The organism is Stenotrophomonas sp. 14P6.2.3, from assembly GCF_057799055.1.
In genome coordinates this window covers 23,684-40,024 of sequence record NZ_JBYOLA010000004.1, presented here as the reverse complement: position 1 = coordinate 40,024, position 16,341 = coordinate 23,684, and the positions used below count along the sequence as shown (strand labels likewise).

12 protein-coding genes are annotated in these 16,341 nt (G+C 66.3%); 6 read left to right on the top strand and 6 right to left on the bottom strand.

Annotated features, from left to right (window positions below; translation table 11 throughout):
- Window positions 1–7 precede the first annotated feature (7 nt).
- The 3 genes from AC27VL_RS05180 to AC27VL_RS05170 are packed head-to-tail and all read right to left on the bottom strand — an operon-like array spanning window position 8 to window position 7,763.
- A complete protein-coding gene (locus tag AC27VL_RS05180) occupies window positions 8–3,097 on the bottom strand; it encodes an efflux RND transporter permease subunit (protein ID WP_488765716.1) in 3,090 nt (1,029 codons plus the stop codon).
- Complete coding sequence (locus AC27VL_RS05175) at window positions 3,094–6,615, bottom strand: efflux RND transporter permease subunit (protein WP_488765715.1); 3,522 nt, start codon at window positions 6,613–6,615, stop codon at window positions 3,094–3,096. The genes AC27VL_RS05180 and AC27VL_RS05175 overlap by 4 nt, the downstream gene beginning before the upstream one ends.
- Entirely contained in the window at window positions 6,612–7,763 is a 1,152-nt protein-coding gene (locus AC27VL_RS05170) for an efflux RND transporter periplasmic adaptor subunit (RefSeq protein WP_100552302.1), read from the bottom strand. The genes AC27VL_RS05175 and AC27VL_RS05170 overlap by 4 nt, the downstream gene beginning before the upstream one ends.
- A gap of 205 nt (window positions 7,764–7,968) precedes the next feature.
- On the opposite strand from AC27VL_RS05170, the gene AC27VL_RS05165 reads away from it, so the two are divergent.
- The gene (locus tag AC27VL_RS05165) at window positions 7,969–8,364 is read left to right on the top strand and encodes a c-type cytochrome (RefSeq protein ID WP_089240512.1); all 396 of its coding nucleotides are present in this window, start codon (window positions 7,969–7,971) and stop codon (window positions 8,362–8,364) included.
- A 9-nt stretch (window positions 8,365–8,373) separates the two neighbouring features.
- Window positions 8,374–8,835, top strand: a complete 462-nt coding sequence (locus AC27VL_RS05160) for a c-type cytochrome (RefSeq protein ID WP_099821251.1) — start codon at window positions 8,374–8,376, stop codon at window positions 8,833–8,835.
- A 118-nt stretch (window positions 8,836–8,953) separates the two neighbouring features.
- Here the strand turns inward: AC27VL_RS05160 and AC27VL_RS05155 are convergent, their stop codons facing one another.
- Window positions 8,954–10,834 carry an ATP-binding cassette domain-containing protein gene (locus AC27VL_RS05155; protein ID WP_100552300.1) on the bottom strand — a complete coding sequence of 627 codons (1,881 nt, stop codon included), beginning with the start codon at window positions 10,832–10,834 and terminating at the stop codon, window positions 8,954–8,956.
- 355 nt (window positions 10,835–11,189) lie between these two features.
- Window positions 11,190–12,065, bottom strand: coding sequence for a LysR family transcriptional regulator (locus AC27VL_RS05150; protein WP_488765714.1), 876 nt, complete (start codon window positions 12,063–12,065; stop codon window positions 11,190–11,192).
- A 101-nt stretch (window positions 12,066–12,166) separates the two neighbouring features.
- Between AC27VL_RS05150 and AC27VL_RS05145 the strand changes: the two genes are divergently transcribed.
- The 4 genes from AC27VL_RS05145 to dbpA all read left to right on the top strand — a co-directional run bounded on the left by AC27VL_RS05145 (window position 12,167) and on the right by dbpA (window position 15,659).
- A complete protein-coding gene (locus AC27VL_RS05145; RefSeq protein ID WP_488765713.1) occupies window positions 12,167–13,246 on the top strand; it encodes a YeiH family protein in 1,080 nt (359 codons plus the stop codon).
- 74 nt (window positions 13,247–13,320) lie between these two features.
- Complete coding sequence (locus AC27VL_RS05140; protein WP_165376907.1) at window positions 13,321–13,863, top strand: CbrC family protein; 543 nt, start codon at window positions 13,321–13,323, stop codon at window positions 13,861–13,863.
- Window positions 13,864–13,907: 44 nt separating this feature from the next.
- Entirely contained in the window at window positions 13,908–14,180 is a 273-nt protein-coding gene (locus tag AC27VL_RS05135) for a hypothetical protein (RefSeq protein WP_488765712.1), read from the top strand.
- Between the two features lie 102 nt (window positions 14,181–14,282).
- A complete protein-coding gene (gene dbpA, locus AC27VL_RS05130) occupies window positions 14,283–15,659 on the top strand; it encodes an ATP-dependent RNA helicase DbpA (protein WP_089240500.1) in 1,377 nt (458 codons plus the stop codon).
- Between the two features lie 105 nt (window positions 15,660–15,764).
- On the opposite strand, the gene AC27VL_RS05125 is transcribed toward dbpA, so the two are convergent.
- Window positions 15,765–16,301 (bottom strand): adenine phosphoribosyltransferase, encoded by a 537-nt coding sequence (locus AC27VL_RS05125; RefSeq protein WP_108265793.1) that lies wholly within the window; start codon window positions 16,299–16,301, stop codon window positions 15,765–15,767.
- Window positions 16,302–16,341: the final 40 nt, after the last annotated feature.

Sequence of the window (16,341 nt, the reverse complement as noted above, 5' to 3'; positions counted from 1 at the left end):
TTGTGCATTACAGCCGGGCAGCGCCCGGCTCTACCCTCTCCAGCCCACGGGCGCGCTGGATCAGGCGCACCACCGCATTGCGCAGGTCATCCAGCACCGCGTAGATGGTCGGCAGGAACAGCAGGCTGACCACGGTCGAGAACGCCAGGCCACCGGCAATCGCACGCGCCATCGGCGAGTACTCCGGCCCGTTGCCGAACATCTGCGTATCGGTCAGCGAGATCGGCACCATCGCCAGGATCGCTGTGCCCATGGTCATCATGATCGGGCGCAGACGCTCGCGCGAGCCTTCGACCAGCGCCTCGGTACGCCCCATCCCGCCCCGGCGCAGATTGTTGATGTGCTCGATCATCACGATGCCGTTGTTCACGACCACGCCCATCAGCACCAGGATGCCGATGAAGGACATGATCCCGAACGAGGTACCGGTGATCCAGAACAGCCAGAACACGCCGAAGATCGAGAACAGCACGCCGCTCATGATCGCCGCCGGGAACAGCAGCGATTCAAACACCGCGGCCATCACCACGTAGATCATCACCAGCGCGATCAGCAGGTTGAACACCATCTGCTGCATCGCCTCGTTGTCATCGCCGTAGTCGCCACCGTCGAAGGTGAAGCCGTAGCCGGCCGGGAAGTTCATCGGTTTGAGCACTGCTTCCATGGCCTTGCGGCCGTCCGGCGCGGTGATCTTCTCGGCCAGGTTGGCCTTGATGGTCAGCGTGGTCTGGCGGTTGGTGCGGCCAATCTGGGTCGCCGATGAACCCACGTCGACACTGACCAGGCTCAACAGCGGCACGCTGCGGCCATCGCCGGTGCGTACGCTGAAGCCCGCCAGGTCTTCGGGGCTGCTCTGTTCGGCACCGGCAAAGCGCACCCACACCGGCACTTCGTTGTCGCCACGACGGAACTCGCGCATCGGCGCACCGCGCAGCGCCAGGCCGACGAAGCTGGCCACCTGCTCGGCATTGAAGCCGAACGCCGCCGCGCGCTCGCGGTCGACGTGCACTTTCAGCTCGCCGCCCTTCTCGCCATTGTCGATACGCACATCGCGCAGCTCGGTGCGCTGTGCCAGCAGCGGCAGCACTTCCTGGCCGATCTCCTGCAGCATCGCGCTGGAGTCGCCGACCAGCTGTACTTGCACGCCCTGGTTGCCGCCACCGCCGCCGCCATCACCGCCCTGGTTGCCGACGAAGTAGTCGGTGCGCGCAGACTTCGGCAGGCCCTTGCGCAGCTCCTCCTGCAGCGCCTTGATGTCCTTGGCGTACTTCTCGTCCAGGGTGACCACGGTCGAACTGCCTTCCTGTTCGCTGTACCAGGAGTAGACCTGCTGCACGTGCAGGCGCTCGCGGTTCTCCTCGACCCAGGCTTCGACGCGCGCCACTTCCTCGGACATCTGCCGGTAGGTGTAGGCGCCCTTCCACATGTAGCCGATGAAGATATCCTTGCCGCCATCACCACCGAACATGTCGATCTTGGTCAGCTTCATCGGTACCAGGCTGACCAGCACCACCAGCAGGATGCCCAGCAGGCTCCAGCCACGATGGCGCAGTGACCAGTCCAGCAGCTGCGCGTATCGACGCTGCAGGCGCGCGATCACGCCGGTCTGCGAATGCACCAGCTTCGGTGTGGCCATGCGTGCGGACAGCATCGGGATCAGGCTGACCGCCACCAGCCAGGAGGCCAGCAGCGAGACCGAGATGGTGATCGCGATCTGCGCCATGAAGATGCTGATGTTGTTGGTTTCGCCGAACAGGTTGGGCACGAACACGATGCAGTGGCACAAGGTGCCGGCGCTGAGCGCGATGGCAACGTTGCGGGTGCCGATGATCGAGGCCAGGCGTGGCTGGTCCGGCAGCCGCTCACGTTCCTGGTAGATGCTCTCGACCACCACCACGGCGTTGTCGACCAGCATGCCCACGGCCAGCAGCAGGCCCATCATGGTCAGGATGTTGAGCGTGACGCCGGCGAAGTACATGAAGCCGAGGGTGATGGTGAAACAGATCGGAATGGCCAGGGTCACCATCAGCGTGGACGGCCAGTGGCGCAGGAAGAAGAACAGCACCGTCACCGACAGGATCAGGCCGACGCCGCCGGCCTCGGCCAGCTCCAGCAGGGACGACGTCACCGCCTTGCCCTGGTTGTCGATCACCTTGATCTGCACATCGCGCATCGAGTCCTGCGCGCGGATCGCTTCAACCTCGGCAAGCGCGCCGCGTGAGACGTCCACCAGGTTGGCGCTGCGCTCCTTGTAGATGTCCAGGCCGACGGCAGGATTGCCATCCAGGCGGCGGCCGTAGCTCATGCGCGCCGGCTTCAGCCGCACGTCGGCAATGTCACCCAGGCGCAGGCCCTTGGCATTGATGACCAGATCACGCATTTCCTGCAGGTCGGTGATCTCACCCACCGGCTGCACGCGCACGCGCTGGCCGTTGTCATCGATCTGCCCGGCCGAGATCGAGAAATTCAGCGTGCGCAGGCGATCACTCAGCTCGTTGATGCTCAGGCCGTGGGCGTTCAGGCGGTTCGGATCAATCGCGATCTCCACCTCGTTCGGCGGCGCACCGGTGATCTCGACCCGGGCCACGCCCGGAATCCGTTCGATACGCCGTTTGAACTCGCGGTCGAGCATGTCGTAGGCGGTGGTCAGGTCGGTGGTACTGGCCAGGCGCACCTTCAGCACCGGTTGGTCGCTGCTGGACCACTTGAACACGTTGTAGCGCTGCACGTCGTCGGGAAGATCGCTGCGGATTGCATCGATGCGCTCACGCGCGTCGGATGCGGCGATGGCGATGTCACGGTCCCAGTCGCTGAACTCGATGAAGATCGACGCGGCTTCGGACGTCGCCGAGGAGCGCATGCGCTTGATCCCGGTCATCGTCGCCAGCGACTCCTCCACCGGGCGGATGATGGTCCGCTCGACTTCTTCCGGGGTGGAGCCGGTATACGGAATCTGCACAAACAGGAACGGTGCGGAGATGTCCGGCAGCGCTTCCAGTGGCAGCCGGAACGAGGCGATCAGTCCGACCACCACCAGCGACACGAAACACATGATGGTGGTGACCGGCCGACGGATGGAGAACTCGGCAATGCTCATGCCGGTTCCTCCGCGCCCGCTGCACTGCCCTCGGCGCCGCGCAGGCCCTCACCGGCATGCTTGCGGCCACGTTCGCGGTAGTAGGCATCACCGCGCCGATCCATCAGGTCGTACACCACCGGGATCACCAGCAGGGTCAACAGCGTCGACACCAGCAGGCCACCGATCACGGTGATCGCCATCGGTGCGCGCACCTCGGCGCCCTCGCCCATTGCCACCGCCAGCGGCAGGAAGCCGAACAGCGTGCACAGCGTGGTCATGATGATCGGCCGCAGGCGCGAGCGGGCGCCTTCCACCAGCGCCTCGTGCTTGGCCACGCCGGCCTCGCGCAGCTGGTTGACCTTGTCGATCAGGATGATCGCGTTCTTGGTGACCAGACCGACCAGCAGGATCAGGCCGATGAACACCACCACCGAGATCGGCTTGCCGGTCAGCATCAGTGCAAGGATCGCGCCCACCAGCGCCAGCGGGATGGTGAACAGGATCACGAACGGATGCAGCAGCGATTCGAACTGCGAGGCCATCACCAGGTAGACCAGGAAGATCGCCAGGCCGAAGGCGAAGATCAGCGACTTCGCTGCCTGTGCCAGCTCCTCACCTTGGCCGCCGATGTGCAGGCCCACGCCCGCGCCCAGCGGCTGTTCGGACACCATCTGCTGCACTTCGCGCATGGCCGCGCCAAGGTCAATGTCGCGCAGGTTGGCCGAGACCACGGCAACCCGGGTCTGGTCGGCGCGATGGATCTCGCTCGGGCCGGTGGTGGCGACCACATCAGCCACTGCGTCCAGGGTGACCGGACGGGTGCTGCCCGGATTGACGATCAACCGGCGGATGCTCTCCACGCTGGCACGATCGGTTTCCTGCGCGCGCACCAGCACGTCGATCTTGCGGTCACGGAAGCTGTAGCGGGTGGCCACATCGCCGCGCACCTTCTTCACCACCACGTCGGCGATCTGCCGCGTGGTCAGGCCCAGTGCACCGGCACGCTCCTGGTCGAAGCGGATCTGGATTTCCGGGAAACCCTCTTCCACGGTCGACTTGACGTCGGCGTAGTGCGCGTTGCCACGCAGCAGCGCCGCCAGGCGCTGGCCCGCCACTTCCAGTGTGGCCATGTCCTGTCCGCGCAGTTCGATCTCCAGCGGCGTGGAGAAGCTGAACAATGCCGGCCGCGCGAAGTCCACCTGCGCACCCGGGTGTTGGCCCATGGTGTCGCGCAGGCGCTCGGTGATCTCCGCTTCGGTCTGCGGGTTGCCGCCGCCTTCCATCACGATGGTCAGCTTGCCGATGTTCTCGCCGCTCTCGGTCGGGCTGGCATCCAGGCGGGTACCGCTGCCGCTGACGCCATACAGCGATGCCACGCCTTCACCCTTGCCGTGTGCCAACTGCAGCTCGCGCACCAGTGCATCGGTCTGCTTCAGCGGCGTGCCGGCCGGCAGCTTGACCGTCATTTCGAAACGGTCCTGCGCCAACTGCGGGATCAGGTCGGCACCGAGCATCGGCACCAATGCCATCGTGCCGACGAACGCCAGTGCAGCCAGGCCCAGCACCTTGCCGGGGTGGGCCAACGCACCTGGCAGCAGCCGCAGGTAGCCACGCTCAGCACCGGCGTATGGCTTCATGGCGATGTCGCTGGCCTTGCGCATCACCGGGCCGACCACTGCAGCCACGCCGCGGCAGAGGCGCACCACCAACCATGCCAGCGCATAGAAACTCCAGCGCATCGTTGCCATCACACCACGACGGCCGAGCGCGACCGGCTTCTGCCAGCGGCTCTGCGGCTGCCACGGCTCAGCCGCGGCTTCTTCCGGGAATGCCAGCGGCGGCCGGCCCTTCAGCGAGCTCAGCATCGGAATCAGGGTCATCGACACCAGCAGCGAGATCGCGATGGCGATCGCCACGGTCAGCGCCTGGTCGCGGAACAGCTGGCCGGCGATGCCGTCGACGAACACCAGCGGCAGGAACACCGCGATGGTGGTCAGGGTGGAAGCAACCACCGCCATGCTTACTTCGCGGGTGCCAGCGATCGCCGCCTGCAGGATGCCCAGGCCGCGTTCGCGCGCCTTGGCGATGCTCTCCAGCACCACGATCGAGTCATCCACCACCAGGCCCGTGGCCAGTGCCAGACCGCCCAGCGACATCACGTTCAAGCTCAGGCCGAGCTGGCCCATGAAGAAGAACGTGGCGATGATCGAGACCGGCAACGACAGGCTGATCACGAACGTGCTCCAGCCATCTCGCAGGAACAGGAAGATGATCAGGATCGCCAGCAGGCCACCGATCACCGCATCTTTCTTGACGTCGGCGATGGCGTGCTCGATGAAGCGCGACTGGTCTTCGATGGTGGTCAGTTCGGCATCGGCCGGGAACGTTGCCTTGATCTGCTCAAGGCGCTTGCGCAGCGCCTCGGCAGTGGCAACGGTATTGGCGTCGCCTTCCTTGTAGATCGCCAGTTCGACCGATTCCTTGCCGCCGAGGCGGATGACCGCTTCGCGTTCCTTGTAGCCCTGGCGCACGGTGGCCACGTCCTTCAGGCGCACCGGCACACCGTTGGCGACCACGCTGGAGGCGCCGCCGGACGAAGCGCTCTGCGCAGCCGACGCAGCAGCAACCGCCGCAGCCGAGCCGGTCGAGGCCGCGATGTTGAACATCTGCTGCAGCGCCGAGTCGGCCGCGCTGCCATTGGATGCCTGGGTGGTGACCAGCAGGTTGCGGATCTCTTCCAGGTCGGCGAACTGGTTGACGGTACGCACCAGGAAGCGCTGCGAGCCCTCCTCCAGACGGCCGCCGGAAATATTGATGTTCTCTTCCTTCAACCGCTTGATGACGGTGTCGATCGGCAGGTTGAGCTGGGCCAGTTTCTGCTGGTCGATGTCGACCTGGATCTCGTCTTCCAGGCCACCGCCGACCTTGACCGCCGCCACGCCGGTGACCGGCTCCAGCTTTTTTTTCAGGTCTTCATCGGCATAGCGACGCAGACCGGTCAGTTCACGGATCGCTTCTTCGTCGGTCGCAGGCGCGGCCTTGGTCGACAGCACCAGGCGCATGATCGGCTCGGTGGAGGGATTGAAGCGCAGCAGCACCGGAGCCTTGGCTTCCAGTGGCAGGTTCAGCGCTTCCATCTTGTCGCGTACTTCCAGACTGGCCTGGTCCATGTTGGTGCCCCAGGCGAACTCGAGCACCACATCACTCTGGCCGGTGCGCGACACCGACTTCAGCTTGCGCAGGTTCTTGACCACGCCCACGGCCTCTTCGACCGGCTGAGTGATCAGGGTTTCCATTTCAGTCGGCGCCGCACCGGTGTACTCGGTGCGCACGGTCAGCGTCGGATAGCTCAGGTCCGGCAGCAGGTTGACCTTGAGGTTGCCCAGCGCAATCAGGCCGAACAGCAGCAGGGTGACCGTGCACATGGCGATGGTGACGCGACGGCGGGTGGCGAACTCCACCAGGCCGCCACGCATGCCTGCGGCGGCGCCGTCGCTCCCTGGCGAGGCACCGTGGTCGTGGCCGGGCGCGGTCATTGCGTGCTCCCGGCCTTCTCTGCCGGCTTGGCCGAGGTGGCTACCGTCTTCGCCTTGGCCTTCGGATCGGCGATCACCTGCACTGCCGTGCCATCGCGCAGGGCGACCTTGCCGGCGGTGACGATCTGGTCGCCAGCGGCCAGGCCCTCACGGATCTCCACCCAGGGCCCTTCGGCGTAGCCAAGCTTGACCGGCACCCGCGCGACCTTGCCCTCGCGCACCCGGAACACCGCCGGCTCACCATCGTCCAGCAGTGCCAGGCGCGGCACCACCAGCGCATCGGCACGCTGGTCGTAGTCGATGCGGATGCGGCCGAACATGCCCGGCTGCAGCGACTGCGCGGCGCCATCGAAGGCACTGACCACACGGAAGGTGCCGCTGCCCGAATCCACTACCGGTGCGATGCGGTCGACGACGCCGGTGAAGGTCTGGCCCGGCAGCGCATCGGCCGACAACGTGACCGGCTGGCCTGCGCGCAACGTCGCCAGCTCACGCTCGGGCACGTTGAGGGTGGCTTCCAGCCGCGAGTTGTCGACGATGCGGAAGATCGGCGTGTTGATCTGCACGAAGTTGCCGGTCTTGATGGACCGTGAGGCGATCACGCCGGAAATCGGTGCGACCACGGTGGTGTACGACAGTTCCAGCGTGGCCAGGCGGTACTGGGCGCGGATGTTTTCCAGGTCGTAGCGCAACTGGTCGACGCTGGCCGCACTGACCAGCTGCTGGCTGACCAGCTTCTGTGCACGCTGATAGTCGTTTTCCAGCTTGCGCATCTGCGCTTCGCTCTGCGCTACGGACAAGCGCGCGCGGTCCGGATCCAGCCGCACCAGCGGCTGCCCCGCGCTGACCCGCTGCCCTTCCTCGACCAGCACCGCCAACGCGACGCCCGACGTCTTGGCAACCACCTGCGATTCGGCGCGCGGCTCCAGTGCTGCGGTTCCGGTGTAGCTGGCGGCCACTGCGCGATGGCTGGCCACGGCCACTTCCACCGGCACTGCGTCGACCTTCTTCTCGTCCTTGGTCTCGGCCGCCTTGGCCTCGTTGTTGGGCCCAGCGGCGCAACCGCTCAGCAGCAGGGAGGTGGAGAGCAGCAGCGCGGCAGCGCAGAGTCCGCTGCGGGGGCCGGGCAGGAAGGTTTGGTGCGACATCGTCAGATCCCTGGAGGATGCGTGGGCAGGTGTGGTAGCAAAGTAATGCACCACTTCACGGCAACACCATATCCCAAAGGTCATGGTGCCTTCACGCCGCCGGTCGGGCCAACCCCATTTCAGCTAGATGAAACCTGAGGCTATACTCGGGTCGTTCCGTACCCCACGCCGGAACGACCAGACCCGAATCCCCGGAAAAGACACCATGCGCCCGCAGCCGCTCGCCGCTTGTCTCGCTCTGGCCGTCCTCCTGCCCCTCGGGGCCGCCGCACAGCCCGCTCCTGCTTCTGCTCCTGCAGCACCCGCCCCGGCACCGGCTACGGCCCCTGTGCCGGCGGCCGCCACGCCCACCGGCAGTTTCGACAATGGCCGTGTGCTGGCCTATACCTGCCAGGGTTGCCACGGCATCACCGGTTACAAGAACGCCTACCCCAGTTACCGGGTACCGAAGATCGGTGGCCAGACCCAGCAGTACCTGACCCAGGCCCTGACCGAGTACCGCCAGGGCAAGCGCCGGCATCCCACGATGCAGGCACAGTCGATGAGTTTCAGCGAACAGGAGATCGCCGATCTCGCTGTTTACCTGTCCACCGTCAAGTAAGGCCCGCCCATGTCGAAAGCCGCGCATCCACTGCGTCACGCCATCGCCCTGTCCGTCGCCCTGCTGCTGGCGGCCTGCTCGCAGTCACAGGTGGAGAACAGCGAGAAATCCGCCGGCGATCCCGGCCATGCCAGCGGCGAGCACGGATCGTCTTCATCCGCTGGCCTGCCTGCCGGGCGTGAAGCCGCCGGTGAGGCCCGCGCCAAGGTCAAGAGCAAGGCCACCAGCCAGAGCTGCATCGATTGCCACGGTGCCGACGGCAATGCGCCGATCGATCCGACCTACCCGAAGCTGGGTGGGCAATACGGCGATTACCTGGCGCACGCGCTGCAGGCCTACCGTGCCGGTGACCGCCAGCACGCGTTGATGACTCCGCAGGCGAAGGACCTGAGCGATCAGGACATCGCCGATCTGGCGGCGTACTTTGGCAGCCGCACGAGCCAGCTGCGGGATCTGCACGGGGTTAAATGACCGCCGGGCCCCCGGTGGGTGCGGAATCAGCTTTGGTGGGTGCGGACCTTGGTCCGCACTGATCCAGACATCCACGCATGGCGTGGATCTACTGAGCCGGGCATGACCCGGCTCTCGCTCAGCCTTCCAGCTCTTCCCAGCGCGCGTACGCGGCATCCAGTTCGGCCTGCACCTTGGCCAGCTGCTGGGTGTGCGCGGTCACTTCGGCGCTGCTGCGCGTGTAGAACGACGGATCGTTCATCGCTGCAGTAAGGCCTTCGACATCGCCTTCGAGCTTTTCGATCGTCTTGGGCAACTGCTCCAGCTCGCGCGCTTCCTTGTAGGCAAGCTTGCGCTTGGGCGCAGCCGGTTCCGCAGCCGCCACCGGCGCAGCGGTAGCGGACTTGGCCGCGGACACCACCGCAGGCGCGGCAGCGACGCTGGCCGCGTAACGCTGCCAGTCGCTGTAGCCGCCCACGTACTCACCGATCACGCCATCGCCTTCCATCACCAGGGTGGATGTCACCACGTTGTCGATGAAGTCACGATCATGGCTGACCAGCAGCAACGTGCCGTTGTATTCGCCCAGCAGCTCTTCCAGCAGCTCCAGGGTTTCCACGTCCAGGTCGTTGGTCGGTTCGTCCATCACCAGCAGGTTGGACGGCTGCGCGAACAGTTTGGCCAGCAGCAGGCGGTTGCGCTCGCCACCGGACAGGCGGGTGATCGGCGCGCGCGCGCGCTCGGGGGTGAACATGAAGTCCTGCAGGTAGGCGTGCACATGCTTGCGCTTGCCGTTGAACTCGAGGAAATCGCGGCCTTCGGCCACGTTCTCGATCGCGCTCCAGTCTTCGCGCAGCACCGCACGGTACTGGTCGAAGTACGCGACCTGCAGGTTGGTACCGGCGTTGACCTCACCCTTCTGCGGCTGCAGTTCGCCCAGCAGCAGCTTCAGCAGCGTGGTCTTGCCACTGCCGTTGGGGCCGATCAGGCCGATGCGGTCGCCGCGCAAAATGGTGGTGGAGAAATCGCGGACCATCGTGCGATCACCGAAGGCGAACGAGATGTCCTTGATGTCGATGACCTTCTTGCCCGAGCTCACGCCCTGGGCCGCTTCCATCTTGACGTTGCCACTGAGGTCGCGGCGCTCCGAACGCTCGTTGCGCATCGCCTTCAGGCGGCGCACGCGGCCTTCGTCACGGGTGCGGCGTGCCTTGATGCCCTGGCGGATCCACACTTCTTCCTGCGCCAGCAGCTTGTCGAACCGTGCGTTTTCCTGCGCCTGCGCATTGAGGCGTTCTTCGCGGCGGCGCTCGTAATTCGCCCAGTCGCCCGGCCAGCTGGTGACCTGGCCGCGATCGATCTCGACGATGCGGGTGGCCAGCGCGCGCAGGAAGCGGCGGTCATGGGTGACGAACACCACGCTGCCGTTCCAGTTCTTGAGGAACATTTCGAGCCAGTCGATGGCTTCGATGTCCAGGTGGTTGGTCGGTTCGTCCAGCAGCAGCAGATCGGGGCTGGAGACCAGCGCGCGACCGAGCAGCACGCGGCGCTTCATGCCGCCGGACAGGCGCGCGAACTCCGCTTCGCCATCGAGGTCGAGCTTGGTCAGGGTCTCGCTGACGCGCTGATCCAGGCCCCAGCCGTTGGCGGCATCGATCTTCGCCTGCACGTTGCCCAGCGCTTCGCCATCGAACACGTCGGCGTGGCTGAGGTGGTGGAATTCGGCGAGCCATTGGCCCAGTTCGCCCAGGCCGTCGGCGACGACGTCGAACACGCTGCCGGCGGCGCCATGCGGCACTTCCTGCTCAAGGCGGGTTACGCGCACGCCCTGCTGCACGCGCACTTCGCCGTCATCGGGCTTGTGGTCGCCGGACAGCAGCTTGAGCAGGGTCGATTTGCCGGCGCCGTTGCGGCCGATCAGGGCAATACGCTCGCCCGGCTCGATCGACAGTTCGGCTTTTTCCAGCAACAGGGGGCCGCCGACGCTGAAGTCGACGTTTTGCAGAGTAATCAGAGGCATCCGACCATTGTAGCGGGTTGCGGGGCTTGGCCGGGCGGCGCCCGGCACCCCCGGTAGTGCCGGCCGCTGGCCGGCAACCTCAACGGCGACAGCCAGAGCCGGTTTCCTGGGGGATGGCGGGGTGGGTCCGGTTGCGGGGGACGCTGCAAGTACGTCCCTGTAAGCTCGGTCGCGCCATCCATGGCGCTCACGCCCCCGCAACCGGACCCACCCCGCCTTCGACAGTTTCCCGAGATCTGTCGGAATGGCATGGCCTGCTCTTGGTGGGTGTCGACCTTGGTCGACACGTAGATCCACGCCATGCGTGGATGATCGCCGCAGGATGAATCGATGGAATCGACTGGATTGCGGCGGACTACTCCACTTCCCCCAACAACGCCTGCAGGCCCGGCAACCATCGCTTGCCGGGGTGGCGTACCAGCCACAGCGTGCGTTGCAGGGCGGGCAATGGCGTTTCAAGGATGCGCAGGCGGCCCAGGGCCAGCGGTTCTTCCAGCGCGTGGCGGGACAGGCAGGCCAGGCCGAGACCGGCGATGGCGGCTTGCTTGATGGCTTCGGTATTGCCCAGCTGCAGCGTCTGCGCGAAGCCGCGCAGATGCGGCAGCAGCGCCTGTTCAACGGCCTCGCGGGTGCCTGAACCGGGTTCGCGCAGCAGCCAACGCGCTGCGCGCAGTTCATCCAGCGACCAGCGCGGAGGCGCATCCGCCGCTGCCACGATCACCAGCGGGTCCTGCTGCCAGGCAGTCACCTGCAGTCCGCGTTCGTGGCATGGGCCTTCGATCAATCCTGCATCCACGTCCAACCGTTGAACGGCCGCCACCACGCCTGCGCTGTTGTCGATGCGCAGATCGACCTCGGCCTGCGGCGCCTGCCGCAGCAGTTCGGCGATACGCGGCGGCAGCAGGTAGTTGCCGATGGTGGTGCTGGCCGCCAGTACCAGCCGCAGTGGTGCGCCTTGGGCCGGGTCACCGCCCGCCGCCAACTGCCGCTCCAGATCGGCGGCATTGACCAGCAGCGCGCGCGCCGGTTCCAGCAATGCCCGGCCGTGGCCGTTCAACGCCAGACGACGGCCTATGCGGTCGAACAGCGGCGTGCCGAAATGCGCCTCCAGTTCCTGCAGCGCGGCGCTGCTGGCCGATTGCGAGAGGGCGATGGCCTGGCCGGCGGCCGTGGTGCTGCCGTGATCGGCGATGGCGACGAAGACCTGCAGCTGGCGGAGGGTCAGGCGCACATTCAACCTGCTGTATAGGTAATTTTCACCAATATTATTCGTTTTACTGGTCACCGATGTGAGCGCACGCTGGCATGGCCTCTCCAGACCCTTCCACTGCCATGAACGCCCCTGCTCTCTCCTCCTGGTCCCTGCCCGCCCTGCGCCAGCGCTGGCAGCCGCGGCTGCCCGGCCTGCTGCTGGTCGGCGTGGTCGCGGCTGCTTCGCTGTATCTGGCCGAGCTGCCCTGGCTGCAGGCGCACGGCCTGAGCGCGCTGACCGTGGCGATCGTCGCTGGCATCGTGGTCGGCAACACGTTCTATCCACGGCTGGCCCCTGCCAGCGCGGCGGGCGTCGGCTTCTCCAAGCATTGGCTGCTGCGCGCCGGCATCGTGCTGTACGGCCTGCGGCTGACCTTCCAGGACATCGGCCACGTCGGCGTCGCCGGCGTGCTGATGGACGTGCTGGTGGTGGCGAGCACCTTCGGCCTGGCCTGCTGGTTGGGCGTGCGGGTGTTCAAGATGGAGCGCGAGGCAGCCATGCTGATCGGTGCCGGCAGTGCCATCTGCGGTGCGGCCGCCGTCATGGCCGCCGAACCGGTGGTGCGCGGTCGCGCCGCGCAGGTAACGGTAGCGGTATCGACGGTGGTGGTGTTTGGAACGGTGGCGATGTTCCTGTATCCCGCGCTGTACACGCTGGTGCAGTCACATGGCTGGCTGGCGATGGACGCGCAGCAGTACGGCCTGTTCACCGGCGCGACCGTGCACGAAGTCGCACAGGTGGTCGCTGCCGGACGCGCGGTAAGCGAGCCGGCCGCCGATACCGCCGTCATCACCAAGATGGTGCGGGTGATGCTGCTGGCACCGTTCCTGATCGCGCTGTCGCTGTGGCTGGCGCGTGGCGGCAAGGCGACGGCGGACGGTGGCAAGGCCCGGATCGTGGTGCCGTGGTTCGCGTTCGGTTTCGTGGCGGTTGCCGGCCTCAATTCGCTGCACCTGCTGCCGGCCGGGCTGCTGGCAGGACTGGTGCAGCTGGATACGGTGCTGCTGGCGATGGCGATGGCCGCACTGGGCCTGACCACCCACGTCTCAGCCCTGCGCCAGGCCGGCCTGAAGCCGCTGCTGCTGGCGCTGATCCTGTTCGGCTGGCTGCTGTTCGGCGGCCTGGCGATCCACCAGGGCGTGCTGGCGGTGCTGGGCTGAGCGACCCTCCCAGCTTGCCTGGACCATCCGCAGGTCGTACAAGAACGTCCCCTGCGCTGCACTGGATGGACGCCATGAGCATCAATGACTTTCCAAACTTCCGCTACCACCCGGACCCGGTTGCGACGGGCAACGTGGGGCCGTCCTCGGCTGCCTGCAGGGTCTGCCAGCAAGCGCGTGGATACGTGTACCTGCGCGATGCCATCCACGCAGGGCGCGAAGATTATTCAGAGCAGATCTGCCCTTGGTGCATTGCCGATGGCCGTGCAGCGTCGGCACTGGATGTGGCATTTGCCTGCAGTCTGGATGTCGACCAAGAAGTGCCCGAAACCGCCTTGGAAGAGCTGTCCCTGCGCACACCAGGCTACGTCAGTTTTCAAGGCGAAAAATGGCTGGCACATTGCAGTGATGTCTGCCGCTTCCTGGGCGACGCCACCATGGAACAGGTGAGTCAGGCCTCGGCAACGACCATCGCGGCATGGTGCGCGGCCAATAGCGCCGACGAAATACTCTGGTCGGAGCTGGTCAGCGACTACGCGCCCGGTGGAGATATCGGCTTCTACACGTTCGAGTGCCTGCACTGCGGCCTGATCCAGTTCCATGTTGACGCGGCCTGAGTCGCCTCCTGCTCCTGTCCAACGTGGATCGTTAGACTTGAGGCATGCCCGCATCTCCCACCCTGCTGCCGATCCCGTTGCGCCTGCTGGATGATCGCTATGGGCCGGGCAATGTCGACGAAGCCGAAGACACGCTGATCGGAATCGTGCAGGCGGTGATGGGCGAGCAGGCGACCTGTTCGTTCGACTTCGATACACAGCACGCCAACCCGTGGTTCCACCAGCTGCTGCTGGAGCCCAGGGCTGCGGGAAAGCCGGCCACCCCGGAGCAGTTGCAGGCGATGGCCGCGCAGCTGGAGGCCCTCGGGCTGGGCTGAGAGGACGTTCGGCCGAGGTGCCGACCAAGGTCGGCCGCTACCGGGCGCCCCCTCAATCGTGAACGACGGCGGGACCGGCCGCGCGCACAGGTACAATGCGCCATGACTGATTTCTCGACCCTGCCGCTGAGCCCGGCCCTGCAGCCCGGCCTGGATGCCCTCGGCTACACCACCCTCACGCCGATCCAGGCACAGAGCCTGCCCGCCATCCTCGATGGCCGCGATGTCATCGCCCAAGCCCCGACCGGCAGCGGCAAGACCGCGGCCTTCGGCCTGGGCCTGCTGCAGTCCATCGACCCCAGCCTGATCCGCGTGCAGGGGCTGGTGCTGTGCCCCACCCGCGAGCTGGCGGACCAGGTGGCCAAGCAGATCCGCAAGCTGGCCACCGGCATCCCCAACCTGAAGCTGCTGCTGCTGACCGGCGGCACGCCGCTGGGCCCGCAGCTGGCGTCGCTGGAAAGCCACGATCCGCACGTGGTGGTCGGCACGCCCGGCCGCGTGCAGGAACTGGCGCGCAAGCGCGCACTGAATCTGGGCGCCGTGCGCACGCTGGTGCTGGACGAAGCCGACCGCATGCTCGACATGGGTTTCGAAGAGCCGATCCGTGAGATCGCCGGCCGTACCCACCGCGATCGCCAGAGCCTGCTGTTCTCGGCCACTTTCCCCGACACCATTCGCGCCATGGCCCGTGACCTGCTGCGCGATGCCGTGGAAGTGACCGTGGAAGGCGCCGATCAGGCGCCGGCCATCCGTCATCTGTTCTGCGAGGTCGAACCAGCGCACCGGCAGAAGGCACTGGCCGGCCTGCTGCTGAAGTACACGCCCGAATCGGCCGTGGTGTTCTGCAACACCCGCAAGGACGTGGACGAAGTGGCCAACTCGCTGCAGCAGTTCGGCTTCTCCGCGCTCGCCCTGCATGGCGACATGGAGCAGCGCGACCGTGAGGAAGTGCTGCTGCGCCTGGCCAACCGCAGCTGCAACGTGCTGGTTGCCAGCGACGTCGCCGCACGCGGGCTGGATGTGGAAGAGCTGGCAGCAGTGATCAACTACGAGCTGCCGACCGACGTCGAGAGTTACCAGCACCGTGTCGGCCGTACTGGTCGTGCCGGCGCCAGTGGCCTGGCGATCAGCCTTGTGGCAGGCCGCGAAAAGAACCGCGCCGACGCCATCGAAGCGCAGCGCGGCGAGCCGCTGGATTGGCAGAAAACACCGCTGGCGACGTCGCGCCCGGCCGAGCTGCCGCAGGCGGCGATGCGCACCCTGCGCATCGATGGCGGCAAGACCGACAAGCTGCGCGCGGGCGACATCCTCGGCGCACTCACCGGCGACGCCGGCCTGTCGGCCAAGTTCATCGGCAAGATCGCGATCTTCCCGACCCGCTCCTACGTAGCAATCGCCCGCGAGCAGGTCAACAAGGCGGTGGCGAAGCTGGAAGCCGGCAAGATCAAGGGCCGACGGTTCCGCGTGCGGATGATGTGATTGAAGGAGCGCTGCCAATCACGGTTGGCAGCGACTTGACCTGGTAGTGGCCAACCTTGGTTGGCCCATCCATGCGGTGCCAACCAAGGTTGGCAGCTACCGGAATCAGAACACCAGTTCGGTGTGCAGCGGCAGATCCGCTTCCCAGCGGCCACGGCCACCCAGGCCGTCCAGCTCGACCAGCACGCCGGCGCCGACTACTTCCACGCCCAGGCGGCGCACCAGCGACAACGCAGCAACCAGCGTGCCGCCGGTTGCCAGCACGTCATCGATGATCGCTACGCGCGCACCTGCGGGCAGCGCGTCGGCATGCACTTCGATGCAGTCGCTGCGGTATTCCAGGGTGTATTCCTCGCGCAGCACCTTGCCCGGCAGCTTGCCCGGCTTGCGCACCGGCACGAAGCCGACGCCCAGTTCCAGCGCCATGGCCGCGCCCAGAATGAAGCCACGCGATTCGATGCCGACCACCGCGTCCAGCTTCTGCCCGCGCCAGCGATCGGCCATCGCTGCGATCGCGCCACGGAAGTCCTCGCTGTGGGCGAGCAGCGGCATGATGTCCTTGAACAGGATGCCCGGCTTGGGGAAGTCGGCGATGTCGCGCAGGCGCGAGGCCCACTGAGGAGCGACGATGGCGTCGGTCATGGCGATTCGGTTGTCTGATGGCGGCATAGGGTACCTGTTC

Excerpts from the sequence above, each read along its gene's own strand:
- AC27VL_RS05135 (WP_488765712.1), top strand. The coding sequence starts at position 13,908 with ATGCCCGCATCTCCCACCCTGCTGCCGATCCCGTTGCGCCTGCTGGAT.
- AC27VL_RS05140 (WP_165376907.1), top strand. The coding sequence starts at position 13,321 with ATGAGCATCAATGACTTTCCAAACTTCCGCTACCACCCGGACCCGGTT.
- AC27VL_RS05165 (WP_089240512.1), top strand. The coding sequence starts at position 7,969 with ATGCGCCCGCAGCCGCTCGCCGCTTGTCTCGCTCTGGCCGTCCTCCTG.
- AC27VL_RS05145 (WP_488765713.1), top strand. The coding sequence starts at position 12,167 with ATGAACGCCCCTGCTCTCTCCTCCTGGTCCCTGCCCGCCCTGCGCCAG.
- AC27VL_RS05160 (WP_099821251.1), top strand. The coding sequence starts at position 8,374 with ATGTCGAAAGCCGCGCATCCACTGCGTCACGCCATCGCCCTGTCCGTC.
- AC27VL_RS05155 (WP_100552300.1), bottom strand. The coding sequence starts at position 10,834 with ATGCCTCTGATTACTCTGCAAAACGTCGACTTCAGCGTCGGCGGCCCC.
- AC27VL_RS05175 (WP_488765715.1), bottom strand. The coding sequence starts at position 6,615 with ATGACCGCGCCCGGCCACGACCACGGTGCCTCGCCAGGGAGCGACGGC.
- dbpA (WP_089240500.1), top strand. The coding sequence starts at position 14,283 with ATGACTGATTTCTCGACCCTGCCGCTGAGCCCGGCCCTGCAGCCCGGC.
- AC27VL_RS05180 (WP_488765716.1), bottom strand. The coding sequence starts at position 3,097 with ATGAGCATTGCCGAGTTCTCCATCCGTCGGCCGGTCACCACCATCATG.
- AC27VL_RS05170 (WP_100552302.1), bottom strand. The coding sequence starts at position 7,763 with ATGTCGCACCAAACCTTCCTGCCCGGCCCCCGCAGCGGACTCTGCGCT.
- AC27VL_RS05125 (WP_108265793.1), bottom strand. The coding sequence starts at position 16,301 with ATGACCGACGCCATCGTCGCTCCTCAGTGGGCCTCGCGCCTGCGCGAC.